19 protein-coding genes are annotated in these 25,838 nt (G+C 43.2%); 10 read left to right on the top strand and 9 right to left on the bottom strand.

All coding sequences use genetic code 11. From position 1 onward, the window contains the following. Positions 1 to 78 precede the first annotated feature (78 nt). The 5 genes from JMX93_RS08040 to JMX93_RS08020 all read left to right on the top strand — a co-directional run bounded on the left by JMX93_RS08040 (position 79) and on the right by JMX93_RS08020 (position 4,563). A complete protein-coding gene (locus JMX93_RS08040; protein ID WP_499204396.1) occupies positions 79 to 1,380 on the top strand; it encodes a glutamate-5-semialdehyde dehydrogenase in 1,302 nt (433 codons plus the stop codon). A gap of 182 nt (positions 1,381 to 1,562) precedes the next feature. Continuing rightward, positions 1,563 to 2,438: a ribonuclease domain-containing protein gene (locus JMX93_RS08035; RefSeq protein WP_499204395.1), complete on the top strand. Its 876-nt coding sequence runs from the start codon at positions 1,563 to 1,565 to the stop codon at positions 2,436 to 2,438. Between the two features lies 1 nt (position 2,439). After that, complete coding sequence (locus tag JMX93_RS08030) at positions 2,440 to 2,808, top strand: barstar family protein (RefSeq protein WP_499204394.1); 369 nt, start codon at positions 2,440 to 2,442, stop codon at positions 2,806 to 2,808. An 89-nt stretch (positions 2,809 to 2,897) separates the two neighbouring features. Beyond that, positions 2,898 to 4,172: a sodium/glutamate symporter gene (gene gltS, locus JMX93_RS08025; RefSeq protein WP_193012457.1), complete on the top strand. Its 1,275-nt coding sequence runs from the start codon at positions 2,898 to 2,900 to the stop codon at positions 4,170 to 4,172. A 142-nt stretch (positions 4,173 to 4,314) separates the two neighbouring features. Continuing rightward, the gene (locus tag JMX93_RS08020; RefSeq protein WP_499204393.1) at positions 4,315 to 4,563 is read left to right on the top strand and encodes a DUF2164 domain-containing protein; all 249 of its coding nucleotides are present in this window, start codon (positions 4,315 to 4,317) and stop codon (positions 4,561 to 4,563) included. A gap of 124 nt (positions 4,564 to 4,687) precedes the next feature. Here JMX93_RS08020 and JMX93_RS08015 read toward each other — a convergent pair whose 3' ends face one another. The 5 genes from JMX93_RS08015 to JMX93_RS07995 form a co-directional block, all read right to left on the bottom strand. Then, a complete protein-coding gene (locus tag JMX93_RS08015; protein WP_198332530.1) occupies positions 4,688 to 5,146 on the bottom strand; it encodes a hypothetical protein in 459 nt (152 codons plus the stop codon). Between the two features lie 240 nt (positions 5,147 to 5,386). Then, complete coding sequence (locus JMX93_RS08010; RefSeq protein WP_499204392.1) at positions 5,387 to 6,127, bottom strand: type 1 glutamine amidotransferase; 741 nt, start codon at positions 6,125 to 6,127, stop codon at positions 5,387 to 5,389. A gap of 90 nt (positions 6,128 to 6,217) precedes the next feature. Then, a complete protein-coding gene (gene glyA, locus JMX93_RS08005) occupies positions 6,218 to 7,474 on the bottom strand; it encodes a serine hydroxymethyltransferase (protein WP_193012461.1) in 1,257 nt (418 codons plus the stop codon). A 430-nt stretch (positions 7,475 to 7,904) separates the two neighbouring features. Next, positions 7,905 to 8,423, bottom strand: coding sequence for a chorismate--pyruvate lyase family protein (locus tag JMX93_RS08000; RefSeq protein WP_443517921.1), 519 nt, complete (start codon positions 8,421 to 8,423; stop codon positions 7,905 to 7,907). A 63-nt stretch (positions 8,424 to 8,486) separates the two neighbouring features. Next, positions 8,487 to 9,785 (bottom strand): GNAT family N-acetyltransferase, encoded by a 1,299-nt coding sequence (locus JMX93_RS07995; RefSeq protein WP_198332533.1) that lies wholly within the window; start codon positions 9,783 to 9,785, stop codon positions 8,487 to 8,489. Positions 9,786 to 10,521: 736 nt separating this feature from the next. Here JMX93_RS07995 and JMX93_RS07990 point away from each other — a divergent pair. Beyond that, a complete protein-coding gene (locus JMX93_RS07990; RefSeq protein WP_198332534.1) occupies positions 10,522 to 12,741 on the top strand; it encodes an NADP-dependent isocitrate dehydrogenase in 2,220 nt (739 codons plus the stop codon). A gap of 331 nt (positions 12,742 to 13,072) precedes the next feature. Here JMX93_RS07990 and icd read toward each other — a convergent pair whose 3' ends face one another. Then, a complete protein-coding gene (gene icd, locus JMX93_RS07985) occupies positions 13,073 to 14,332 on the bottom strand; it encodes an NADP-dependent isocitrate dehydrogenase (protein WP_443517920.1) in 1,260 nt (419 codons plus the stop codon). A 572-nt stretch (positions 14,333 to 14,904) separates the two neighbouring features. On the opposite strand from icd, the gene JMX93_RS07980 reads away from it, so the two are divergent. Further along, the gene (locus JMX93_RS07980) at positions 14,905 to 15,522 is read left to right on the top strand and encodes a pseudouridine synthase (protein WP_198332536.1); all 618 of its coding nucleotides are present in this window, start codon (positions 14,905 to 14,907) and stop codon (positions 15,520 to 15,522) included. Between the two features lie 203 nt (positions 15,523 to 15,725). After that, positions 15,726 to 16,544 (top strand): CopM family metallochaperone, encoded by an 819-nt coding sequence (gene copM, locus JMX93_RS07975; protein WP_443517919.1) that lies wholly within the window; start codon positions 15,726 to 15,728, stop codon positions 16,542 to 16,544. 169 nt (positions 16,545 to 16,713) lie between these two features. Here copM and JMX93_RS07970 read toward each other — a convergent pair whose 3' ends face one another. Further along, a complete protein-coding gene (locus JMX93_RS07970; protein WP_443517986.1) occupies positions 16,714 to 18,732 on the bottom strand; it encodes a M61 family metallopeptidase in 2,019 nt (672 codons plus the stop codon). Positions 18,733 to 19,065: 333 nt separating this feature from the next. Here JMX93_RS07970 and JMX93_RS07965 point away from each other — a divergent pair, with 333 nt between their 5' ends. Continuing rightward, positions 19,066 to 19,551 carry an FKBP-type peptidyl-prolyl cis-trans isomerase gene (locus tag JMX93_RS07965; protein ID WP_193012469.1) on the top strand — a complete coding sequence of 162 codons (486 nt, stop codon included), beginning with the start codon at positions 19,066 to 19,068 and terminating at the stop codon, positions 19,549 to 19,551. A gap of 568 nt (positions 19,552 to 20,119) precedes the next feature. On the opposite strand, the gene JMX93_RS07960 is transcribed toward JMX93_RS07965, so the two are convergent. Beyond that, positions 20,120 to 22,330, bottom strand: a complete 2,211-nt coding sequence (locus JMX93_RS07960) for a carboxy terminal-processing peptidase (protein WP_443517918.1) — start codon at positions 22,328 to 22,330, stop codon at positions 20,120 to 20,122. Between the two features lie 517 nt (positions 22,331 to 22,847). On the opposite strand from JMX93_RS07960, the gene nagZ reads away from it, so the two are divergent. Further along, on the top strand, positions 22,848 to 23,933 hold the full coding sequence (gene nagZ / locus JMX93_RS07955; protein WP_499204391.1) for a beta-N-acetylhexosaminidase: 1,086 nt from the start codon (positions 22,848 to 22,850) through the stop codon (positions 23,931 to 23,933). Between the two features lie 82 nt (positions 23,934 to 24,015). On the opposite strand, the gene JMX93_RS07950 is transcribed toward nagZ, so the two are convergent. Further along, positions 24,016 to 25,611 carry an OmpA family protein gene (locus tag JMX93_RS07950; protein ID WP_443517916.1) on the bottom strand — a complete coding sequence of 532 codons (1,596 nt, stop codon included), beginning with the start codon at positions 25,609 to 25,611 and terminating at the stop codon, positions 24,016 to 24,018. Positions 25,612 to 25,838: the final 227 nt, after the last annotated feature.

The following is a 25,838-nucleotide window of genomic DNA, read 5'->3' as shown; positions in this document are numbered from 1 at the left end:
TCATCTTTTTGCCACACTTTCGCCTTTTTGGGCGCTTTCATTTGTTTAAAACATTTATAACCATAAGGAAAATAATTTATGAGTCAATCGAATACCACAGACGTTACTGCCTATATGCAATCTGTCGGCAAACAAGCACGAGCAGCTTCGCGTGTGCTGGCTGCAGCAAACACTGGTGACAAAAACTCAGCATTAATGGCAATTCATGATGTGTTAAAAGATGCCAAATCAGATATTTTAGCGGCCAATAAAATCGATATGGATAATGGACAAAACAACGATTTAGAGGCAGCCTTACTGGATCGCTTAGAGCTAAATGATGCCCGCTTTGACGGCATGCTCCAAGGGTTAAAAGACGTCGCCTCATTACCAGATCCTATCGGCGAAGTCACTGACATGACCTATCAGCCATCAGGGATTCATTTGGGGAAAATGCGGGTGCCACTCGGCGTGGTTGGCATGATTTATGAGTCGCGCCCTAACGTGACTTTAGAAGCTGCTTCATTGGCGCTAAAATCAGGCAACGCTATTATCTTGCGCGGCGGCTCTGAAGCGTTTGAATCCAACCAAGCGATTGCCAAGTGTATCTTGGAAGGTCTACAAAAAGTCGGGCTATCTGAGCACAGCGTGCAGGTATTACAAACGACGGATCGTGCTGCTGTCGGTGAGCTTATCACCATGACAGATTATGTCGATGTCATCGTTCCACGCGGTGGCAAAGGGTTGATTGAGCGTATCAGCCGCGATGCTCGCGTTCCTGTCATCAAGCATTTAGATGGTAACTGCCATACCTTTATCGATAGTGATGCGGATGCCGAAATCGCCATCAAAGTCAGCGTCAATGCAAAAACCCATCGCTACGGTACGTGTAATACCATGGAGACGCTATTGGTCGATGAATCAGTCGCCAATGAGCTCTTACCAAAGATTGCTGAAGCCATCATCGCCGCTGATGATGCGATGCAGTTGCGCCTTGATGACAAGTCGCAAGCTATCTTAAATGATAATGCTAAGCTTGCTGGTCATTTGTCTGCAGCCACTGCTGAGGATTGGGATACCGAATATTTAGCGCCTATCTTAGCGGTAAAAGTCTTGTCAGGTATTGACGAAGCCATTGAACATATCAATACTCATGGCAGCCATCATACTGACGTTATCATTACCGACAACTATACCAAGTCGCAACGTTTCATCCGTGAAGTCGACTCGGCGAGCGTTATGATTAACGCCTCTAGCCGTTTTGCCGATGGCTTTGAGTATGGATTGGGTGCTGAGATTGGCATCTCGACCGATAAAATCCACGCTCGTGGCCCAGTAGGACTTGAAGGTCTGACCTCACAAAAATGGATCGTGTATGGTCATGGTGAGACTCGCGCTTAACGTCTTACCGCTTAGCCTATCATTCATTCTCTAATTTAACGTATAATCCACAAAAAACGCCAGCTCAATTGCTGGCGTTTTTTAGTAGTGTCAAATATGTTATATATGCGGCATCAAAACCATGGCGTATGGTAGAAGTCTTGCGGCAAGATAACAAAAACATGCTATAGGAAAGTGGGCTTATGCAGAGTGGTAAAATCAAGCACTGGAATTCAGATAAAGGCTATGGCTTTATCGATGTGGACAATCAAAGTGAAGACGTGTTTTTTCATGTGAGTAAAGTGCGATTATCACAGCCAATAACCGTCGGTCAAAGCGTCTGCTTTAATAGTAAGCGTAATGATAAAAACCAACTACGGGCCACTGAAGTCACTTCCAATGAATTGAGTATTTTAGCCACTCCAGACTCAAATATAACGCATCACCGTTCAAATACTGATAGCCGAAACCACTCTATTGATAATAAAAAAAACTCGCGACACACCACCCGCGACAATCGCCATCATCAGAGCGACAATCGCCATCATCAGAGCGACAATCGCCATCATCAGAGCGACAATCGCCATCATCAGAGCGACAATCGCCATCATCAGAGCGACAATCGCCATCATCAGAGCGGCAATCAAAACAAGAGAAGCTTAGGCTCTACCCTATTTAGTTTGATTGCCCTTATTGCTGTCGCTGTTTATTTCTTTGGGGATTTATCATCTGGGTTTTTGACCGATAGTACTGGTTTAACAACGACATCACAAACCTCATCCGAGATGCAGCCAGAAAATACAGGCGGCGTCACGGGCGATGCTCAGATAGACAATACCATTGCTCTTATCCAACGAGGCGGTCCTTTTCCTTATCCGCATAAGGATGGCACAACATTTTATAATCGTGAGGGCAGATTACCCACGCAGTCGCAAGGCTACTACCGCGAATATACTGTGCCTACCCCTGGCGTATCTCATCGCGGCGCACGGCGTATCGTCACAGGTGGCCATCCACCGACCGTGTATTACTTAACCGTTGATCACTATGATAGCTTTCGCAGACTGGACGTAAAATAATATGAGTAAAGCCATCCACTATATGAACCTGAGTGTTGACCAAAACAGTAACCAAAACGCTACAGCACTAAATGCTAGCATGCCCGCTCAGGCTGTTAACATACCTATAAACGACATACTTAATAAAACCACATTATTAACAAACTTAGCCAATGCCTGTGATTTTCCCAGCTATTTTTCACATAACTGGGATAGTGCATGGGACTGCTTAACGGATAGCGAAGTGACTCATCTAATGCTGGATCTAACAGCGGTGAAAAAAATAAACACCGAAGATTTTAATGTCTTTAAAAGCATCATTGAAGATGCCTACAGAGATTTTGGTAAGCCACAATTATGGGTTATTATGCCGTCCGTGGATGATGCCTAGTCGCCAATCATCACACAAACCTGAATGCGAGATAAAACCATATTTATCTCGCATTCAGGTTAATTTATTTTTATAGAAAGGATTAATATATGGAAATTACCCTAAACGGCTATTACACGCTGATATTAGCCACTCTAGTGCTACTGCTTGGGCGCTTTTTGGTCAAGAGAATTAAATTCTTAGAAGATTTTAACATTCCAGAGCCTGTTGCTGGTGGTTTGGTCGCGGCAATAGTTGTCTATGTTCTAAATATCATTTGGGGATATAGTTTTAACTTTCATCAAGGATTACAAACGGCTACCATGCTGATGTTTTTTGCCTCTATTGGCTTGAGTGCTGATTTTAGCAGACTCAAAGCTGGTGGTACGCCATTGTTGATTTTTACCATCGTTGTATCAGTCTTCATCGTCTTGCAAGATGTCGTCGGTGTGGCCATGGCAAGCGCGTTGGGACTTGATCCACTGCTTGGGTTAGTAACAGGTTCTATCGCCCTGACTGGTGGTCACGGTACGGCAGGCGCTTGGGGTATCACCTTGGAGCAGGATTACGGTGTGGTCGGTGCAACGACACTTGGTATCGCCGTTGCCACCTATGGCTTAGTCGCTGGTGGTATCATTGGCGGTCCTGTGGCCCGTCGCCTGATTCAAAAGTTGGGATTAAAACCAACGCCCGCCAATCCCAATCCTAGTGACATCGAAAAAGTCGCTGGGGCGCAGTCGTTGTATAGCACCAAACATGATGAAGATTCAGCGAGTAGCAATAAAGAAATTTTCGAAAGACCTGATAGCATGCGCTTTATCACCGCCTCATCTACTATCGAAACCTTGGCATTATTCGCAGCAGCGTTGGCCTTCGCTGATGTCATGACACTTGTTGCCCAAGGCACATGGTTTGAGCTACCTACTTTCGTTTGGGCGTTGGCAGGTGGTGTGATTATTCGTAATGTCTTAACCACTATCTTTAATTTTGATATGTTTGATCGCTCTATCGATGTATTCGGTAACGCTTCTTTGAGTCTATTCTTAGCCATGGCGCTGCTATCCTTAAAGCTATGGCAGTTGACTGATCTAGCAGGCCCTGTATTGGTTATCTTGCTGGTACAGACGGTCATCATGATTGTTTATGTCTATTTCATAACCTTTAAAGTAATGGGTAAAGACTACGATGCAGCGGTCTTGTCAGCCGGACATTGTGGTTTCGGTATGGGTGCAACTCCAACGGCGATTGCCAATATGCAGGCGGTCACGGATCGCTATCTGCCTTCACCTAAGGCGTTTTTGATTGTGCCAATGGTTGGTGCATTCTTTGTCGATATCGTCAACGCGACGATCTTGCAGATATTTACTAAACTGCCGTTTATGTGATTTGATAAGCAATAAAGTCGAATTAACCTGAATAAGGCTGGGCTACGCTATCGTAATCCAGCCTTTTTTATTGGTTATTCAACCTTCCTATAAAAGTATGATTGAACTAACCTAGGTCATTACCTAGTATTGAGAGAGTGATATGAGTAAAGACAAACTTATCAAGTTATCGAAGGAAGAGGAAGAAGCGCTGTTAGATAGTTTAAGAGATTATATGAGCGAAGAGTTTGATTTGGATATCGGTAATTTGCCTGCCAAGTTCTTATTCGATTTTATGGTGGACTTGATCGGCTCTAAAATATATAACCAAGCCATCGATGATGCTGAACCTTGGCTATATGAGAGGTTTATGGGTATATTAGAAGACAGTCATGCGTTGAAGAAAGATTAGCAATCATCTTAAGCGACGCACAAAAAACCGCCTAGCAAATGCTAAGCAGTTTTTCACATCAAACTAAGACGCTCAAGTTTTAAAATACTTCAAGTAACAAATACTTAAAGCAAATTTTTATATACTAAAGCGTAAACCCAATCACATTGAGCTTGTTCTCTTCTGCAAACTCAAATAACTCATGAACATGATTTAAATTCTCAAGAAACGCATTCAAACCTTCTTGGCTATCTGCTTCGTGGTAACCGATATCATGTACCAATTTTTTTAAGTCTGTCGCTGCAAACGCTTTGACAATCTTAGGTACGACTGCCACATCATATAATAGTCCGTCATGCTGCTCATGCAGAGGCGTGCTGTTGTCTGCCAAAAATAACAGATCGCACAAGGCGTAATGCCCCTCTCCCAACAGCTCTATCAACTCTTCCGTATAATGTTCAAAAGATGCTTGTTTCACATCCAAGTATTGATTGTCGCAATTTTCTCTTAGCTCATCCAGCGTAATACCACCATCGAGCATACTTGCTAAATTTTCCTCACGAACACTACAAAAACAAAATGACATAGATGTAGAAATAGACATCGTATTCTCCTTATCTGTTATTAAAAATAAAAACCACCTAGCAGACGCTAAATGGTTCTTTCTTCAGTTCAATGAGATTGTATAAAAGATAGGCCGCAGGTTAAGTAATCAATAGCGAGTATTATGTAAGTAAGATAAGTAAAACTCACAATCTTGACTGGTTTGCTCATCTGTCATTTTAGCGCTTTTCTTTATACTGGATTTTCACCTGCTACAGATTATTAATCGCGTTTCACTGAATTATTTGGCCAGTTTATCTAGCATTGTAGATAGCCATACATTGTTATCTACAATATACGTGTCCCCTAGCGCTAGGATCTCATCAGCCGCTTGCACAGACTCAGGATGATCAATCATCGCTTCTTGTATATACGTCTGTCCATGCGACACCATATCTACCATACTCTTGTTAGTCACTTCAAAATGACATTGCCAGCCCAGTACCCACGTACCTAATTCTTTATGCTTTGGCGTTTGATAAATAAAACCTTGATTGGCCCAAGTATGTGACGTTGCAATTGGCGTCGCGCCTTTGGGACATTCAAAACCATCGCCATGCCAATGAAATACAGTGAATTCATTCTTTGGCAAATCTGCTAGCAGCGGATGCGCAAGCCCCTGTTCGGTCAATTGAATGGGCAGCCAGCCAACCTCTTTTATGCCTGATGGCGCAACTTTCGCCCCCAAACTATCTGCAATCAGTTGTGCACCCAAGCAAACACCAATCACGGTTTTTCCGTCATTAATACTTTGCTGAATGAAGGCTTTTTCATCAGCTAGCCACTGAAAGTCACTTTCATCATGAATGCTCATTGGTCCACCCATAACGACTAACCAATCAAAACTGTCTTGCGCGGGTAATGGCTCATTTTTATAAAAACGTGTGACCGTAATACTATGGCCTCGATTATCTGCCCACTGCTTGATATGGCTGAGCTCTTCAAAATCAACATGGTAAAGAGCATGAATTCGTAGCACCATCAAATTATCCTTTTATTAAAAAAATAAAAACCGCCTAGCAAAAGCTAAGCGGTTTTTGTTATACAGCTCTCAAAAAGAGTCAGTTAATACTTACTGGTTTTTTTCGTAAACTGGTAACTCTTTGCAGATTGCTTCTACTTTACCGCGTACTTCAGTTGCTACGGCTTCGTCACCGCGGCTGTCTAACACGTCACAGATCCAACCTGCCAAATCGGCCGCTTGCGCTTCGTTGAAGCCGCGAGTAGTAATCGCTGGCGTACCGATACGAATACCAGACGTTACGAATGGTGATTTTGGATCATTTGGCACGGCGTTTTTGTTCACAGTGATATGTGCATCACCAAGCCATTTATCCGCTTCTTTACCGGTCATTTCTTGCTTCACTAGGCTGATCAGCATGAGATGGTTTTCAGTACCACCAGAGATGATTTCATAGCCGCGCTCTTGGATGACTTTTGCCATTGCTTGTGCGTTTTTCACGACTTGCTGCTGATAGGTTTTGAAGTTGTCTTCTAACGCTTCTTTAAAGCAAACTGCTTTTGCCGCGATGACATGCATCAACGGGCCACCTTGGTTGCCTGGGAATACGGCAGAGTTTAGTTTTTTGGCAAGTACTTCATCACGCGCCAAAATCATACCTGAACGTGGGCCACGTAGGGTTTTATGCGTGGTAGTTGTGACCACATCAGCGAAAGGTACTGGGCTTGGGTAAACACCACCAGCGACCAGACCAGCTACGTGTGCCATATCGACCAATAAATACGCGCCGACTTCATCCGCGATGTCACGGAAACGCTGCCAATCAACCACTTGTGAATACGCTGAAAAACCAGCAATGATCATTTTTGGCTTGTGCTCACGCGCCAAGCTGTCTACTTGGTCATAATCGATAAGACCAGTACCATCTACCAATCCGTACTGTACAGCATTGTAGTTCAGACCTGAGAAGTTGATGTGTGCGCCATGAGTCAAGTGACCACCAGCGTCTAAGCTCATGCCTAGTACGGTGTCATTTGCTTCAAGTAAAGCTAAAAATACGGCAGAGTTTGCTTGACTACCTGAGTGTGGCTGGACGTTGACGTACTCAGCACCAAACAACTCTTTTGCACGATCAATGGCCAATTGCTCAACAACATCAACATGCTCACAACCACCATAGTAACGCTTACCAGGATAGCCTTCAGCATATTTGTTGGTTAGATCTGTGCCTTGCGCTTCCATCACTGCTTGCGAGCAGTAGTTTTCAGACGCAATCAATTCAATATGGTTTTCTTGACGAACGCTTTCTGCAGCCATCGCTTCAGCAAGTACTGGATCAAAATCTTTGATAGAAATATCTTTAAACATAGTGATGTCCTAGGTAGTGACTGTCATTGAAAAGAAGCTTATAGGCTGCCCACAATAAAACGATTACTGTGTCAACGTCGCTCAAAGTACCGTCGGTACTTCTACGCTCAGTTTTATGGTATGACCATTATTGTGAATTGAGTCTATTAGCAAAGATAAGTAGGAGTAAGCAGAGGCAATTGGCCTGTTATTAACTTGTCCAATTCGGCAATAAACTCGATACGCGTTGGCATCAAAATCATCGCTAAACATTAAGTGTAACATGAAAATTTGTGCGGTGAGCGCAAAAAAACCTCACTGAAAGCTGAGTAAATTAAATGGTGATATAACGCAGATAAATAGCCAATAAAATAAACAGTTTACCGATACCAGACTTCGCCTAGCATGTTTTTGGTCAGTAAATTATTAGTGATATCTATCTATTGACTGCCTACTTAACGGGTATTTGACTGTCAGTAGTGACAAATGCCGGCAAGAAAGTTTCGCTGATCAGCAGCTGGCGACCATACCAATCATAACGTGTTTGCCGTTGCCAGCCCTCACTTGTCCGCTGGATAAAGCGCTGATGGGGCAAGGTGCGACTGCGTTTAAACAATACGTAACCGATGGGCGTGGCTTTGAGCTGCTGCAGACGGCGGGCGTGACCTTTGAGACTGGGTAACGGAAAGATACTTTGCGCGGCCACCCACGGGCGTGCGTCATTTCCATATAGCTGCGCTTCACGCACCCATGCTAGCATGGGACGATTCAGCATGGCACCTGTGATATTCAACTGTTTTTTTTGTGCCAATGACAGTAACCGGTAACCTTCAAAGCTACGCTCCACGCGCAAGGGCTGCCCTGCTTTTACCTCTAACACGGCCGTGAGAGAGCCTGCGACATTGAGCCACGAGAGTAGCTCACTAGGAGGAGATAAATGGGTAGGACAAAAGACTTGAGTGCTGGACATAGTTAACGGCTAATAGTGAAATAATAAAAAAGAAAAACGAGCGTTAGGCGTGTAAAACAGCCCCTAAGTATTGGTATCAAAGTCTGGCATATTATCTGCATTAAAGGGTAATGCCTCAAACGCTTGCTGACGATACTGCGCCATATGCTCACGGTCTTGGGCGCAAAAACTGGCGATAGCTGGTACAAAACGTGGGTCATAAATACGGTGGATAGAGTGCGTTTTCGTTGGGATAAAGCCACGAACCAGCTTATGTTCCCCTTGCGTACCTGGATCAAAATATATTAACCCTTGCTCGATGGCAAACTCAATACCTTGATAATAGCACAGCTCAAAGTGTAAGCTATCGTACTCACCCAGTGCCCCCCAATAGCGACCGTAAAGAGTGGCATTTTCGCTATGGCGATCATCGTATAAGAACAAGCTACTAGCGATGATTTCTCCAGAGCCATCTAGCGCTTGTGCGAGCATTAAGTGCTCAGACATAGTCGCTGCCAGTATCATAAAAAAATCTATCGTTAAATAAGGCTGTTGTCCACGTACTGCATACGTCATCACATAACAATGATAAAAGGCTTTCCAGTCCTCATCGGTAATGGCATCACCGCATTTACGTTGGCATATGATGCCTTGCTCAGCAACCTTACGACGCTCAGCACGGATAGTTTTGCGTTTTTTGGCTTTTAGCGTCGCTAAGAATGCTTCAAAATCAGCAAACGGTTGGCAGTCTTGTAGCAAGTCTTTATTTTGCCATAAGAACTGACAGCCTTGTCGTTCTAGTATGGGCATATCAAGCGCGGGTGATTCTAAACCATTGTCCTGAACTGCTAGCAAATGTGCTATCTCAATATCATTAGGCATAGATGCCGTCGCAATCGTAGCCAGCTCAGGCGTGACGAATAATCCATGCCAGCTTGAGGCACCCACTTGCTGAGCAATATCGTCGACGCCCGCGATAGCTGCCTTTATAATATCGGTGGTTAATGTCTCACCTTTTGCCAACCATAGCCGCTGACCCGTAATCGGTGTATAGGGCACGCTGGTGACCAGCCTTGGATAATAATCCACACCATAACGCGCGTAGGCTTCTGCCCATGAATGATCAAAAACAAACTCACCGCGATGATGACCTTTTATAAATACTGGCATCACCGCGACAGGGTGTAGTGCAGTATCCTCAGCGTCATCGTCGACACGATGAACCAAAATAAATATCGGTAGCCAACCTGCCTGCTCTCCAATCGCGCCCGTATCGGCAAGCGCTTGCCAAAAAGCAAATGACATAAAAGGAGTATCGGGCGTTTGCCAGTCTGTTTGACTCTGCCAGCTGGTATCATTGAGTAATGCATATTGTAAACTCATAATGCTCACTATTTATTTTTCTATGGGCGTAGTTTTTTATACTTTGTTTCGTATACGACTAGCTTAGCAAAATTCTACTCATCCTCTGTCACAATTATGCTCTCATAGCTTTCAGATGAGACGAGTAAAACCGATAAAGATGCGCTCTCGATAATAGTTATTATCACAGTAAAGTCATCTATAGTCTTATAGATGATTTTGTTTATCATCTCATTTCTAAAAGAGGATTGAAAATTGCTTAGTCATGACTCATAACTATGATGTGACTGGCAGTTTTTTGAATAATGACGGTATTAGGAATCGTTTTACGACGAATATTAGCGGGCAGTGTTTGTATAGAAAGGATGAAATTTTTTCAGATGACTGGTAGAATAAGGCTCTTAATAGCTTAATGTAATTAAGACATATTAGAAACAACCGAAAACACTACACATAGTTCATTATGCGATATTGACATCGTATCAGATTTATAATCAGTTAACTATAATGTAGCGTCCGCACTCTATTTTCAAGTCATTCAGATGAGCAGGTCGTTCAGACAAGACAGTCAAACTGCCCGCTTAGCGACAGAAAAATCCTAAGCAGACTCGATGGTCTCCAAGAGACTGCCTATAAAAAATTAGCGATAAACTATTTAGTATCATTGCATGGTCCATTATTACGTAAGAGCTGCATGGAATTATTAATTTATATTTGAGCCTTATTATTAATTACAACCAAAAGGAATGTCCACCAAATGTCAAAAATTATTTATACAAAAACTGACGAAGCACCAGCGCTAGCAACCTTATCATTTTTGCCGATAGTAAAAGCTTTTACTCAAACAGCAGGCATCGAAGTTGAAACCAGTGATATCTCTGTTGCTGCCCGTGTGTTGGCTGAGTTCCCAGATTATTTAACGGAAGAGCAGCGTGTTCCTGATAATCTAGCTGAGCTGGGTCGTCTGACTCAAGATCCAGACACCAATATCATTAAACTGCCTAATATCAGTGCTTCTGTTCAGCAGCTAAAAGCTTGTATCAAAGAGTTGCAAAGCAAAGGCTACGCTATCCCTGACTTTCCAGAGGATCCTAAGACAGAAGAAGAAGAAGAGATCCGTAAGCGTTATGGCAAAAGCTTGGGCAGTTCTGTTAACCCAGTATTGCGTGAAGGCAACTCAGACCGCCGCGCGCCAAAAGCGGTTAAAAACTATGCACGCAAGCATCCACACTCTATGGGTGAATGGAAGCAATGGTCACAGACACACGTATCACACATGCACAGCGGTGATTTCTATGCTGGTGAGCAATCTATCACCTTGGATAAAGCGCGTACCGTACGTATGGAGCGCGTGGCTGAAGATGGCACTATTAATGTCTTCAAAACAGGCATTTCATTGCTGGATAAAGAAGTCATCGACTTGATGTTTATGAGCAAAAAATCATTGCTTGATTTTTATGAGCGCGAAATGGAAGACTGCCGCGAAGCCGGTATCTTGTTTTCATTGCATGTAAAAGCCACCATGATGAAAGTATCGCATCCTATCGTGTTCGGGCATGCTGTTAAAACCTATTATAAAGATGCTTTCAACAAGCATGGCGCTTTCTTTGACGAGCTAGGCATCAACGTCAATAACGGTATGGCCGATTTATACGACAAAATCTCTACCCTTCCTGCCTCTAAACGTGAAGAAATTGAGCAAGACTTACATGCCTGTCAAGAGCATCGCCCACGCCTAGCGATGGTTGATTCATCAAAAGGTATCACCAACTTCCATTCACCAAGTGACGTGATTGTTGATGCGTCTATGCCTGCGATGATTCGTTCAGGCGGCAAAATGTGGGGGGCTGATGGCAAAATGTATGATTGTAAAGCGGTTATGCCTGAGTCTACTTTTGCCCGTATCTATCAAGAAATGATTAACTTCTGTAAATGGCATGGCAATTTTGATCCAACTACGATGGGTACCGTGCCTAACGTTGGTTTGATGGCACAAAAAGCAGAAGAATACGGCTCACATGACAAAACGTTCGAAGCGAGCGATTCGGGTATGGCTCGTATTGTTGACGAAGAAACTGATGAAGTGTTGCTTGAGCAGTTTGTTGAAAAAGGTGACATCTGGCGCATGTGCCAAGTCAAAGATGAACCTATCCAAGATTGGGTGAAACTTGCCGTGCGCCGTGCGCGTGAATCAGATACACCAGTTATCTTTTGGCTAGACCCTTACCGCCCACACGAAAACGAGCTAATCAAGAAGGTCGAAACCTACCTAAAAGAGTACGACACCGAAGGCCTGCACATTGAAATCATGTCACAGGTTCGCGCCATGCGTTATACGCTAGAGCGCGTTGCCCGTGGTCTTGATACCATCTCTGCGACCGGTAATATTTTACGTGATTACCTAACGGATTTGTTCCCAATCCTAGAGCTTGGCACAAGTGCTAAAATGTTGTCAGTAGTACCATTAATGAAAGGCGGCGGTTTGTTTGAAACAGGCGCGGGTGGTTCTGCACCTAAGCACGTTCAACAGTTACTAGAAGAGAACCATTTACGTTGGGATTCATTGGGTGAATTCTTGGCCTTAACCGTCTCTTTAGAGCATCTGGCCACTCATGACGACAATGCCAAAGCCCAAATATTGGCAGATACGCTGGATACGGCAACAGAAAAACTGCTGTTAAATGATAAAGGCCCTTCACGTAAAACTGGTGAGATCGATAACCGCGGTAGTCACTTCTATCTGGCGATGTACTGGGCTCAAGAACTGGCGGCACAAGACCAAGACGCTGATCTAAAAGCACAATTTACGCCGCTTGCACAAAATCTTGAGAGCAATGAAGCTGCTATCGTCAAAGAGCTAAATGAAGCTCAAGGCAAGTCTGTTGATATCAAAGGTTACTACTTAGCTGATGAAAAACTGGCAGAGCAAGTCATGCGTCCAAGCACCTTGTTCAATGAAGCATTAGCCTCATTGTAATTGAGTAATGTGCCGACGTAGCAGATAACTGGGCTTAATTTTCTTTATCTATAAAGACTTTTGAATCCAGTTTAGGCAAAATAAAAACACCGCTTAGGTCTCAGACTTAAGCGGTGTTTTTTTATCATTAAACAGAAAGTATTACTTTAAACAGAAGATATTACTTTTAAAATGCCACTTATAAACAGCAAAAAACTACTAATAAAAAACCACCTACATGACTATAGATGGTTTTTTGACATTGATATTTTCATTGATACTTTTATTAATATCAATACATTTATTAATACTATAAAGTGCTGATAAATGCTAATTCAGCTATATATCATCTTTAGGCATCCATGTGCTTGATAACCGCTTTACCAAACTCAGAAGTACTGAGCAAGATAGCATCTGGCATGAGACGCTCAAAGTCATAAGTGACCGTTTTATTTGCAATCGCACCTTGGATACCACTGATAATCAGATCAGCTGCTTCTGTCCAGCCCATGTCTCGTAACATCATCTCAGCGGATAAAATCAATGAGCCAGGATTTACTTTATTCTGACCCGCATATTTAGGTGCTGTGCCATGAGTTGCCTCATAAACCGCAATTGCGCCGCCTTTGTTAGCGCCCGGTGCGATACCAATACCACCTACCTCGGCTGCTAGGGCATCTGAGATATAATCCCCATTGAGGTTTAGTGTCGCAACAACGGAATAATCCGCAGGACGCATCAGGATTTGCTGTAAAAAGGCATCAGCGATAACGTCTTTGATAATAATATCATTGCCTGTTTTTGGATTTTTGATCGTCATCCAAGGGCCACCATCCAATAATTCTGCATCAAAACGTTCTGCAGCCAGCTCATAGCCCCAATCCTTAAATGCCCCTTCGGTAAACTTCATGATATTACCTTTGTGTACCAAGGTCACACTGGGCAAATCATTATCGATAGCATGCTGAATGGCCTTACGCACTAGACGTTGCGAGCCTTCTTTGGATACTGGCTTGATACCGATACCGCAATCATCATCGAAGCGGATCTTCGTAACGCCCATCTCTTCCTTTAAGAACTTAATGATTTTCTTAGCATCCTCACTGCCCGCTTTCCATTCGATACCTGCATAGATATCTTCTGAGTTTTCACGGAAAATGACCATATCTGTCAGCTCAGGATGTTGAACAGGACTTGGCACACCTTCAAACCAGCGAACTGGGCGCTGACAGACATAGAGGTCAAGCTCTTGACGTACCGCCACATTCAACGAGCGAAAACCACCGCCAACTGGTGTGGTTAAAGGCCCTTTGATACTGATGACATAGTCTTTTAAAATCTCTAGCGTCTCGCTTGGTAAATAGTCACCATCGTATATTTTAGCGGCTTTTTCACCGAGATAAGCCTCCATCCAAATGATAGATTTTTTGCCATGATAAGCTTTGTCTACTGCTGCATTGACCACTTTTATCATGACAGGCGTGATATCCACACCGATACCATCACCTTCAACAAACGGAATGATAGGATGATTGGGGACATTTAGCGACAGATCAGCGTTTACGGTAACCTTTTCTCCGTCTCTTGGGACGATAACCTTCTCATAAGACATGAATAGAACTCCTTGGTTGTATGTTAGATATCGCAAGCATCATTGGCATTCTGTTATGCTAACCATTATATTATGATTATTTATACCGCTTTAAACGCGGGTTAGCTAAACTAAAAACTCTGAGCAATAGATAAGTTGCGATATGCTAATAAATGACTTAAAAAATTAATAAGTAAAATAGCGACTCACTAAATAATTATTTATTGCCTTAACGATACTGTAAAAATCCCTTTAGCAAAATAGCATCCACACAGACTGTTATAATAACAAGCAAAATGACAAAGATAATTTATATAAAATCAACAAATTTACAGCTTATAGAGTTGATTTAAAAAAATAACGTTTTATTAGGGCGTGTCCTCATTCTAAAAATGCTGATAAAAATGAGATAAATTGCCGTCAAACAAGGAAAGTAGCGCAAATAATATCGAGATATTGATAAGCTATTTGACGATGTTTGGCAAAATTTAGCCATTTTTAGCCCATTTAAAGGTTAATCGATTGAATTGAGGACATGCCCTAGCCTCAAAATACGCAAAAAAGAATGATTCAAATCCAGGAAACACCATTTTATGTCGACCTCTAGTCTGATTTTATTCAATAAACCTTATGGGGTGCAAAGTCAGTTTCGTGATGACAGCAACAATGATCACACCACCCTATCGCAGTATTTTACCGATAAGTCTTTACGAGTCGCAGGTAGGCTCGATGCCACCTCAGAAGGCTTGCTGATTTTGACCGATGATGGACGAGTCAACAAAGCGATTACCCATCCACCAAAAGCCAACGCGGGGCGCAAACAGGGTAAAACTTATTTAGTGCAAGTGGAAGGAGTTCCTACTACTGAACAACTTAATAAGCTTCGAAGTGGCGTGATTCTCAAAGATGGTAAGACCCTGCCTGCCAATATCAAACACGTCAGTGAAGAGACATTACCCATGCCACTTTGGCCGCGTAATCCACCGATACGTGAGCGTAAAAGTGTGCCAGACTCATGGCTGATGCTAACGATTTATGAAGGTAAGAATCGCCAAGTCAGACGTATGACGGCGCAGGTTGGACTGCCTTGTCTGCGTTTGATACGCTGGTCGGTAGCAGGGTTCGAATTGGGTGACTTAGCAGTTGGTGAGTTTGTGCGCATTCACTTAAACAGTGAGCGTTGCCAGCAATTAGGCATTTCTGATTATTAGAACGCATCCTCATTTTTATCAACCTTTTTAAAATGAGGATACGCCCTACTAATTGGCTTTAATAACAATTAAAACCAATTACGACTTACTAAACATCGCGTCTCGAACGAGCAAGGTTTATCTGCTAAGCTTCAGTACACCATTATTTAGGTATCATAAGTCTCATCCACTTATCATTTTATTTTTTATTATAGGGATATGTTATGCTTGCTTCTCGTCGTTGGATCTTGTTGGCCACCAGCATTTCTGCTGTGCTGGTACTGAGCGCCTGTCAGCCGACAACAGAAGATAACGAGGCAAGTTCTGGCGAAACCGTTACTCCACCCGTCACTGACATCACTGATAGTCAAAACGAAAATGAAGTCAACGATGACCTCATAAAAGATGAAGATGTCGCAGATGAGAGCCAGATGACCGATGTGCTGCGAGACTATACAAGGTCAATGACTAGAATGCATGATGAGATGATGATCGGTATGGGTTACAACGACCCCGATACGGCCTTTGCTAAAGCGATGCTTGGACACCATCGCGGTGCAGTAGAAATGGCAAAAATCCAGCTGAAATATGGCACTGATGAAGAGATGCGTCAATTGGCGCAAGAGATTATCACCGCTCAGCAAGCTGAAATCGATATTTTGAATAAATGGCTTGCCAGCCACCCTGATACCGCCAAACCTAAACCCAATACCGAAGCGATGCAGCAGTCGTATGCCAGAAGCATGGATGTCTTAAATGGCGAGATGGTATTGGGTATCGCCGATCCTGTGCCTGACATGGCATTTGCACGTGGTATGCTACCGCATCATATTGGCGCAGTAGAGATGGCAAAAATTCAGATGAAATATGGCACTGACGAAGAGATGCGTCAATTAGCACAAGATATCATCGATAGCCAACAGATTGAGATTGCGCGTATGCAACAATGGATTGCAGACGCTAATACCGATAAAAACACTAAAGAGACACAGGGCGCAAATGAAGCGGATAATCATCAGCAATCTGAGCAATCTGCTTCTTAGATGTTGAATTATTAGACACTGACTTACCTGTTAATTTTTAACAAACCTCAAAAAAGACTGATAACTATTACACAAAGCCTTTGCCAAATAATAGTATTTGGCAAAGGCTTTTATTTTTAGCCAATTATTGGACAGAATAGTTAGACCAAATACGTTCACATTAATGTATTTAACTCTGATAACGCTCTATCGCATTGAGCCATGCTTGCCAGCCCGCATCGGCTGGAGAAGCGTTATCACTGACTCCTGACGATTGATTTTCTTTTGCTACGTGCAAGCTCACTTTATACGGGTATGCTTTATTCGTAGCTCTATTAACCTCATTGACATTACTATCGGTACTGTCTTGCTGTTGCCCCTCAATAGCCGCCTTAGGCAGTACATTGACACGCATCAATTCATCGCGGCGAAAAAGATGACACTCAATATCGCGCTCAACATTACTCAGCAATGCCAACTGTTTACTGTCAGCTTTGATACCGTCAAGCGCCACAATGACATCGTTCGCTGAAATACCCGCTCTAGCAGCGACACTAGCACGTGTCACACGATTAACTTTGAGTCCAGCGGGCGTCTCAGTACAGCGCATGCCCCAAGGCATATGCTTGTCAGCCGTCTCTTTGCTATTGCTATGCATGTTAATACCGTTTGCCGCCAGCAGCGCTTCGATTGGCAACTCTTCAACACCATTGACATAACGATACTCAAAGTCTTCCCAATCCTCTATGGGCATGAACTGCCCAATGACTGTACCCATGTCAGCACTATTAATACCAATGCGTTTATTGTCGTTTTGCTTGGCTTGAGTATAAAAAGCCTTGACCACATCAAACAGACGATAGCGACCATTGCTCTTTTGGAGCAGCGTCAAATCCAAGCATAATGCCACTAATGCGCCTTTGTTGTAATAACTGATACCAGCATTACCTGTATTTTCATCGTTACGGTATAGCTTAATCCACGCATCAAAGCTCGACTCTGCAACGCTTTGATACGCGCGGCCAGCCGTTTGATAGTAACGATTAATTTGCTCAGCCAGTAGCTTGAGATAGCTTGGCTTATCAATCACGCCCGACGCTTGCAACATAAAGTCATCGATATACGAAGTAAATCCCTCAAATACCCATAGCAGTGGTGTAAATGCCTCGCGGCGCAAATCGACATCCAACATAACATCTGGGCGTACCGTTTTGACCCACCACGAATGAAAATACTCATGGCTGCATAAACCCAAAAATCGCTGATAATCGGTGCTTGGTATTTTTGGCTCATCAAGACTTGGCAAGTCTCGGCGCGGCGTAATGAGACTGGTCGAATTGATATGCTCAAGTCCACCATAATCCTGACCACTGGCAAAGGTCATAAACGTATAATCATTAAATGGCGCATCGCCTAACCAATCTAGATAGCACTGACAGATCTGAGTGACATCCTGCTGTAGCCTGCCCATATTGGCGCTGTGCTTACCTGACAGATAAAAACGATGGTGTAGCGTCTGATGCATCTTGTCTTGAATAATAAAGTCAAACTTATCCTGCTCTGCAATCTCAAACGGGTAATCTATCAACTCGTGATAACTGCCTGCTTGTAATCCGTAGCTATGCTGCCCATCAAGACGTAGATGCGTAGACTCCAAACCACATGCCAATAGCAGCCGACTCTCATTTTTACCTGCTAAAAATGCTGCTGGCACTACTAAGCTAGCTTGTACAGCTCGATGTTCTTGCCCTTCAACAGCCAATGCCAACGAGGTGAAATTCCCATACAAACGCTGCTGATCGACATAGGCAGTACGTACCGATAAGTCATAGCAGTAGACTTCATAATGGACGCTAACGGCTTGCCCTGCCTTAGCTTTTGGTAATTGCCACGTGTTTTTATCTATTTTATGCGCACGATAAGTCTCGTGAGTATTGTCATCCATGATTTGGCTGTCTAACACCTGATAATGCACCGCGGTAATGTTGCGCGCAAACTCACGCATCAGATAACTACCGGGTATCCACGCTGGCAGCCAAAGTTGAGGTGCATCATTCTCTGCCGTAAAATTGAGCGACACATCAACCAAGTGTTCAAAAAAACGCTCGAAATTGAGTCGATAAATGATATCCGCTTTTGATTTATGATGATCGTTGATTTTATTGGCATCTGATAGCTGATTGCGTAAATTATTGGCAAATGAAGTCATGGTCTTTTTATCCTTATTTTTATCATTATGGTAGAAGCCCTTGTCCAAAAACGCAACTGGCAAACCCTGAATATCCATTTTCCGCCTTCAAACTGCAAAAAACCGTGTTTATTTTCATAAAAAACACCATTTATCAGTATAAAATAGCATTTTTTATTGTTTTTACCTTGAAAGTTATATGAGCCATCTCAATTAAAGATGCTAACTGCTAAAGTTACTTTAATAAACTGATGATAATTGACTAATGACGTGGCTATTTGGCTTGCTGATTGGATTTTTTAGGTTTATTGCAACCGTATTTAATTTTTTACATAGATATATTTAGGATAACTTATGACTACTATCGCAAAAGACACTGCCGTCAAATTCAATTACACACTAAAAGACGACGAAGGCAACATTCTTGACCAATCACCAGAAGGTCAACCACTTGCGTATTTGCATGGCCATAGCAACATCATTCCAGGCCTTGAGCAACAGCTAGAAGGTAAATCTGCTGGCGAACAAGTGAATGCTGTTGTTGAACCTGCTGATGGCTACGGCGAATATCAAGAGCAAGCGGTACAACATGTACCACGTGATAACTTCCAAGGCGTTGACGATATCCAGCCTGGTATGCAGTTTCAGTCAGAAGCTGGCGGCCAAGTAATGCTAGTTACTGTGACTGCTGTAAACGACAAAGAAGTGACTGTTGATGCAAACCATCCATTGGCTGGTAAGCGTTTGACGTTTGATGTTGAAATCCAAGAAGTACGTGCAGCAACTGAAGACGAGCTAAACCATGGTCATGTCCATGGCGCTGGTGGCGTTGAGCACTAATCTCTTCTAGAGTATAGTGAGATGTTAAATGGTAGTCTTTATTAAGACCACTATTTAATAAAAAAGGTCAGTGGCTTTGTCTACTGACCTTTTTTTATGTCTATCATTTATAAAAACCATTTTCTAGAAACATTGATGTTTTCAGTTTATATTGAGCAGCCTGATAGGCTTATAAACTATTCACTGTTATTGATTTATCTATTAGAAGCTATTAGTTAGTCGCATTTATCAATTACTATATGGCAGACGTAACAAAGCCGCATAACGACAAGCGTTATGCGGCTTTTATCACTAACCATCCATGTTATCGTTACATGATACCTAATCCCGGAGTATCTTATAACTGACAGGCATCCAGCCTTATCATCCCTAATCAGCAAACCACCTATCCCTGATGCGACATTTGAGATACCAATCCCTAGTATCAATGAACCGTTTCGTTCAATCGTGCCGTACAGTTATAATCGCAGATTGCCTCATGGTTAGTAAGAGGTATAAACGTCAATCCATGTAAGCATATGCTTACATGGATTTTATCAACAGCGGTTTTGGCTATAGTATTGACTGTTTATAGCTTCTCTTCAGGGCTTAGCAATGCTTTAGGTTCAGCGCTCAGCATAATATAGGCCGCTTCATTGATGAAGGCTTCGTCTTCAGGTAGCTCTGGGCGCTCCTTGGCTTTCATGCGACTGCGCTCTTCAAATTTTGCATCCATTGCCGCTTGATAGGTGTTCCAATTGGCATAAGGGCGCTCACCCGTTGCAATAAGACGTTTGTTTTCAGCTTCTAATGAACGCTTTTCAATCAACTGCATCTTAGCTCGGCGGCTATTGATATCCAAAGGAACTGGTTTTTTCTCATCTTCCATATCGCGAATGTTGTTTAGCGCTGATAGATAAACAAACTGTGGGTTTTGCTCCTGACGAATTTTAGACTGCTGGTTAAGTGTCGCTAGCGTATCGTCGGTGAACTTACCTTCAGGCTTGTAAGGCGCAGTTTTGATGGTATCCCAAGGTAACGCATTTTTCTGCGCACGTTCGCCAAAAGTGGCATCATCATAGATATTGACCAACTCTACATCAGGTACCACACCTTTATTCTGTGTACTACCACCAGTGATGCGATAGAATTTACGCTGCGTTAAAGTGGCTGAACCCAATGCCAAATTATCGAGTTGAATCTGGGCTGAACCTTTACCCGTTGTTGTACTACCAACCACTAGACCACGACCGTAATCTTGAATAGCCGCGGCAAATATCTCACTGGCTGAAGCAGATGCTAGGTTGGTAATAACGACCACTTTACCATCATAAAGTTGCTCGCCGCCATCATCGTCACGGTAGACTTGGATATTGCCGCGATTGTCACGAATTTGCACCATTGGTCCGCTCTTGATAAAGAAGCCAAGCATTTTTGCCACTTCATCCAATGAACCACCTGGATTATTGCGCAAATCAACCACGAGGCCATCAATATTTTCTTTATTCAACTCTTTCAACGCTTTTTCGGTATCGATACTGACGCTGCGGTAATCCTCACCATTACGACGAGCACGATAGTTCAGATAAAAGCTTGGAATCTCAAGTACACCGATGCGTTTTGGCGTTTTATCGATATCAGGACGCTGTACTTCTACCACACGCTGGGTAACTCCTGACTCTTCTTGTTGAATAATGTCACGAACCACCGTCACGTTACGGGCACTGGCATCAGGGGTATTTGGCTGACGCACTTTGATGGTCACTGATGTGCCACGTTTACCGCGAATCAAGCTCACAATCTCACGCGTTGACCAGCCAACCACGTCTGTCATGTTCTCGCCATCTTTGGCGATACCGATAATCAAATCGTTAGGTTTAATCTGACCAGATTTGGCTGCTGGACCACCATCGACTAAGGTCACGATGCGGGTATAATCTGGGTTTTTACGGTCTGGGCGAATAGAAACACCAATGCCTTCTAATTGTAAACTAGATTGAATTTGCAATTCGTTGGCTTGAATCGGTGCGTAATAATTACTGTGCGGATCGTAAGTCAGCATCGCCGTATTTAAGATAGTTTCCATAATCTCATCATTTGTGAGACGCTTAAACTGCTCTTGCTGTCGCGATAAACGATTTTGTAAAATCTCGCTTGGTGTACGTTGGTCGTTGCGTACCAAATCTTGTCCACGAGTAATATCTGGATTGCTCAGGAATACTTGCTCTTTGGCTTTTTCATCTTCTTGACCCAAGGTAATACTCATCAGCTGAAACTTAAGCTGACGCGCCCAATAATCACGCTGCTCTTTTTTGGTTTTAAAATGGGGGAGTTTTTCACGGTCGAGCACGATAGTGTCATCACCCGTCAAATCAAGATTCGTTTTTAGCATCTTGCTCGCCATCGCAAAATACTCGTTTGAGCGTTTGCGATAACGCTCAAAAACATCTACCCCTGCAGACAAATCGCCACGCTTGAGACGAGCCCCAAATTCATCGGCGTATTTTTTCTTAAATTCATCCACATCAGATTGTAAAAACAAGGTATGGTTTGGGTCAAGGCTATCGATATACATGGACAAGATCTCGCTGCCCATTTTGCTATCTAGCGGCTGATTTAAATAGTGGCTACGATCCAGCAATGCGGCTACTTGGCGAGTGGTGACTTTTTGTTCGGGAGTTTGTACGAAGCCTTCAGTATTGGTGTCGGCCATTGCTGTCCCATAACTCTGGGTAAGAATAATACCGGCGATGCCCACTGACGCTGCACTGAGTAACCACTGTGCTGGTTGTTTTTTCATCATATGTACCTAGTTATTTTGCGTTAATAATATTATTTGTTTGATAAAAATCAAAAGTGGTTGGTTCGGTCGCTGCCCATGAATGCTTAATCTTTAATTTACGATATGTTTGTTGACCATTATCAATCGAATATTTATTCAATGATAGTTTCTGAAGAATCATGGTCGCTAACTTCCCTTGCTGTTTGCTAATATATTGTTAAAAATCACTCAATATTATCATGTACATAAATATCGGACTGTCTCAAACTGTATAAGCAATCTTACACGCTACGCCTGCACATACCAAACTTTCTATTACATTTATTATTCATCATTATTTGGGCCGTTTATTGACGATTCAATGCCTATTTACGAATTGATTTGAATCTATTCATCTGCCACATTATGCTCATTTACTAATAACTGTCATAATAAAGCAGTTTTGATAATAGCTGCACAATGCCAATTATCATCATTTATTTGTTTGCAGCTGAACCGATCATATAACAATATATAACACCATAAGGATTACGCTATGTACGGCGTTTTAATGATTGATATCGATAGTACCGCACTGACCGCAGAAGATGTCAGCTTAATCAAACAGGCACAAGTGGGTGGGGTGATTTTATTTGCCCGAAACGTTGCAGATGCCGCACAAGTACGCGCGTTGTGTGACGACATACGTTATCACAACCCTGACATATTAATCGGCGTTGACCAAGAAGGTGGACGAGTCGCACGACTGCGCAATGGCTTTACCCCACTACCCGCCATGGGCAGGCTTGGGGAATTATTTAATCAAGACCCTAGCCATGCGCTGAGCTGTGCTTACGATTGTGGCTATCTAATGGCAACAGAAGTGTTGGCCGTGGGCATTGATCTTAGTTTTGCGCCAGTACTTGACAGAGATGGCATCAGCCAAGTCATTGGGGATCGTAGCTTTCATCAAGAGCCGCAAGCGATCATTGCGCTGGCGACTCAGTTTATGCGCGGTATGAAGGCCGCAGGTATGGCGACTACTGGCAAACACTTCCCTGGTCATGGTGCCATTGCGCCTGATTCGCATGTATCAGAAGCCATCGATACACGTAGCTTAGATGAAATCATCAATAGCGATATGCAGCCTTTTGCCCAAACGCTACCGTGGCTTGATGGCTTGATGCCTGCCCATGTTATTTTTTCGCAAGTCGATGATAAGCCAGCAGGTTTTTCTAAAATTTGGCTCAAGGACATCATACGGGATCAGCTCAATTTTGATGGGGTTTTATTCTCCGATGATCTATGTATGGCCGGTGCTCAAGCAGCGGGCGATGTCAGCGCACGTGTGAAGGCAGCGATTGAAGCAGGTTGTGATATTGCACTGGTTTGTAATGATCGTGTCGCCGCCCATGAAGCCGCAGAAACTGCACAAGAGCTGCCTTATCCCAATCAAAACCGTATCAAAACGATGTGCGGAAAGATACCAACATGGCAAGGTGATCTGGAATCTACTTGTCAACAATTTGACTATTGGCAACAGGCAAAGCAAAACGTGACTCAGACCTTTTTTAATCCTCAATCTGAGGTGCAAACGACTCGCAGCGCTACTGAATCAAAAGATCCGACCGCCTATAAATAATAGCCTTAACAAAATAAAAAACCGCACCTTTATAAGATGCGGTTTTTTTGAATGAATAACTTCTCAATCAAGCTGTTGTACATTAATTGGTAGGATCTACTGCCGTACCTTGAGTGGTATCATCACCATCAGGTAATAAGTCGTCGTTGTTGCTATCCAGAGGGTTTAAGTCTGGGTCAAGGGCATTATTACTAATAGTCATGCCATCGTTTGCACTGGCCATCTCGTCATTGACTATAAACTCAATACGGCGATTACGGAAGCGACCTTGCTCGGTTGAATTATCAGCGATAGGCTCTGATTCACCCATACCTTTAGTCGTCAATTTACTAGCATCCACACCTTGAGAGACCAAATACTCTTTCACTGATTCAGCGCGATCACGAGATAATTCTAGGTTGTAAGAGTCTGATGCTTGACTGTCGGTATGACCGATAATCATCAACTTCATGTTTGGCACTTCAGTGATAATCTTGGCAGCGCGGTCAAGCAGTTCTTTATTGACATCAGGAATAACCGCCTCATCCACTTCAAAGTTGATCACCTGAATACTTAACGCACGAGCCACATCACGTGGATCTGGGTTTTTACCAAGATTGGTCATAGCAACATCGGCAGCCGCCAAACTATTATCAATCTCACCCTGCAAATCCAACGGTCCTTCGGCTTGTATAGTCATCGCAGGAGCAGCTGCTTGTAAGTCAGCCACTAGCTTATCTAATGCCGCGGCGTCAGGTGCATTGACAGTGATCACATCGCCTTTGATAACCATGCTGGCGTTTGGTACATTTTTGACAATAGGTAAAATAGTGGCTAGCTGAGCCACCGCCGGCATATCTACTGCGAAATTATCATCGACATCAGCACGGCACTTATTGGCTTCATCACCAAATGCACTGGTCAACGCATTCATTACATTGCTCTGCAAGGTCTCGTCGCCCACATTCATACGGCAGGCATATAATGCTCCGTTTTCACCAGTCGCAATGCGCAATGATGCCGGCTCGATATCACCTGCCACTGCCAACTGACCATCTCCCTGCACTGCTTGTTGAGCAGTAGCCACCGGTGTGGCGACAGGCTCAGGGTTTTCTTGGCAACCACGAAGTAAAGCCCAAGCCAATGCCCCTAAGATAATGAGGCCAATAATTGGAAGCAATGCTTTCATAAAGCTGCCTTGTTGCTCTTCTTCACGTTGCAATGGTGCAGTACTAACCGTATCAGAGATGTGCGCTCCAGCAGCAGGTGTCGACGCCAATACACTGACAGGCAAAACTGCACTTGCCCAGGCAGGGATATAACGCTGATAACTATCAAGATTATCACTTAGGAACTGCGGCACTGGTGTGGTACCTGCCAAGCTTTTAATTTCGTAAAAAGCAAGTGGGGCTGCCATCGCTATCAATCCGCGCGAAGACGTTGCATCGACATTATGCTTGCCTGCCAGCTCACGAGCGATTTGATCACGTTGCGAATCATCGCTCCATACACGGTCATAAAAATCTTGATCATCACGAGTGATATTCTCATTTGCAAAACGATTGTAAGTATCGTTGTCCGCTAAGCGAGCGGCAAAAATAGCGTAGAACTGCTCAAGCAGACCTTTTTTAGCTGGACTATGATCATCCTCCAACACTGCTGGGCTGACTGTCCGCGTCAAATGACTGATAATATCCATAATACAATTCTCCTATTAATACCTATTACTATCGATTTATATAATTAAAATACTCAAAAAAATGCCAGATAAAATAATGATATGGAATAAGAACCATGACAGTTAAAGCCATCTTGGCGATATTCAATTTTCATCATTATAAAAGTATTAAGTCAGTGTTAACAATCAACACGTTGTTGTGCAAATGATACGTTAGGTAATATTTCAGATGTCACACGTAACCATAA

It is taken from the genome of Psychrobacter muriicola 2pS, from assembly GCF_904846535.1.
GTDB classification, from domain to species: Bacteria; Pseudomonadota; Gammaproteobacteria; order Pseudomonadales; family Moraxellaceae; genus Psychrobacter; species Psychrobacter aquimaris.
This window is presented reverse-complemented; position numbering and strand designations above follow the sequence as displayed.

What these genes read in the sequence shown, in the direction of transcription:
- JMX93_RS08040 (WP_499204396.1), top strand. Translation starts at nt 79, where the DNA reads ATGAGTCAATCGAATACCACAGACGTTACTGCCTATATGCAATCTGTC.
- JMX93_RS08035 (WP_499204395.1), top strand. Translation starts at nt 1,563, where the DNA reads ATGCAGAGTGGTAAAATCAAGCACTGGAATTCAGATAAAGGCTATGGC.
- JMX93_RS08030 (WP_499204394.1), top strand. Translation starts at nt 2,440, where the DNA reads ATGAGTAAAGCCATCCACTATATGAACCTGAGTGTTGACCAAAACAGT.
- gltS (WP_193012457.1), top strand. Translation starts at nt 2,898, where the DNA reads ATGGAAATTACCCTAAACGGCTATTACACGCTGATATTAGCCACTCTA.
- JMX93_RS08020 (WP_499204393.1), top strand. Translation starts at nt 4,315, where the DNA reads ATGAGTAAAGACAAACTTATCAAGTTATCGAAGGAAGAGGAAGAAGCG.
- JMX93_RS08015 (WP_198332530.1), bottom strand. Translation starts at nt 5,146, where the DNA reads ATGTCTATTTCTACATCTATGTCATTTTGTTTTTGTAGTGTTCGTGAG.
- JMX93_RS08010 (WP_499204392.1), bottom strand. Translation starts at nt 6,127, where the DNA reads ATGGTGCTACGAATTCATGCTCTTTACCATGTTGATTTTGAAGAGCTC.
- glyA (WP_193012461.1), bottom strand. Translation starts at nt 7,474, where the DNA reads ATGTTTAAAGATATTTCTATCAAAGATTTTGATCCAGTACTTGCTGAA.
- JMX93_RS08000 (WP_443517921.1), bottom strand. Translation starts at nt 8,423, where the DNA reads ATGTCCAGCACTCAAGTCTTTTGTCCTACCCATTTATCTCCTCCTAGT.
- JMX93_RS07995 (WP_198332533.1), bottom strand. Translation starts at nt 9,785, where the DNA reads ATGAGTTTACAATATGCATTACTCAATGATACCAGCTGGCAGAGTCAA.
- JMX93_RS07990 (WP_198332534.1), top strand. Translation starts at nt 10,522, where the DNA reads ATGTCAAAAATTATTTATACAAAAACTGACGAAGCACCAGCGCTAGCA.
- icd (WP_443517920.1), bottom strand. Translation starts at nt 14,332, where the DNA reads ATGTCTTATGAGAAGGTTATCGTCCCAAGAGACGGAGAAAAGGTTACC.
- JMX93_RS07980 (WP_198332536.1), top strand. Translation starts at nt 14,905, where the DNA reads ATGTCGACCTCTAGTCTGATTTTATTCAATAAACCTTATGGGGTGCAA.
- copM (WP_443517919.1), top strand. Translation starts at nt 15,726, where the DNA reads ATGCTTGCTTCTCGTCGTTGGATCTTGTTGGCCACCAGCATTTCTGCT.
- JMX93_RS07970 (WP_443517986.1), bottom strand. Translation starts at nt 18,732, where the DNA reads ATGACTTCATTTGCCAATAATTTACGCAATCAGCTATCAGATGCCAAT.
- JMX93_RS07965 (WP_193012469.1), top strand. Translation starts at nt 19,066, where the DNA reads ATGACTACTATCGCAAAAGACACTGCCGTCAAATTCAATTACACACTA.
- JMX93_RS07960 (WP_443517918.1), bottom strand. Translation starts at nt 22,330, where the DNA reads ATGAAAAAACAACCAGCACAGTGGTTACTCAGTGCAGCGTCAGTGGGC.
- nagZ (WP_499204391.1), top strand. Translation starts at nt 22,848, where the DNA reads ATGTACGGCGTTTTAATGATTGATATCGATAGTACCGCACTGACCGCA.
- JMX93_RS07950 (WP_443517916.1), bottom strand. Translation starts at nt 25,611, where the DNA reads ATGGATATTATCAGTCATTTGACGCGGACAGTCAGCCCAGCAGTGTTG.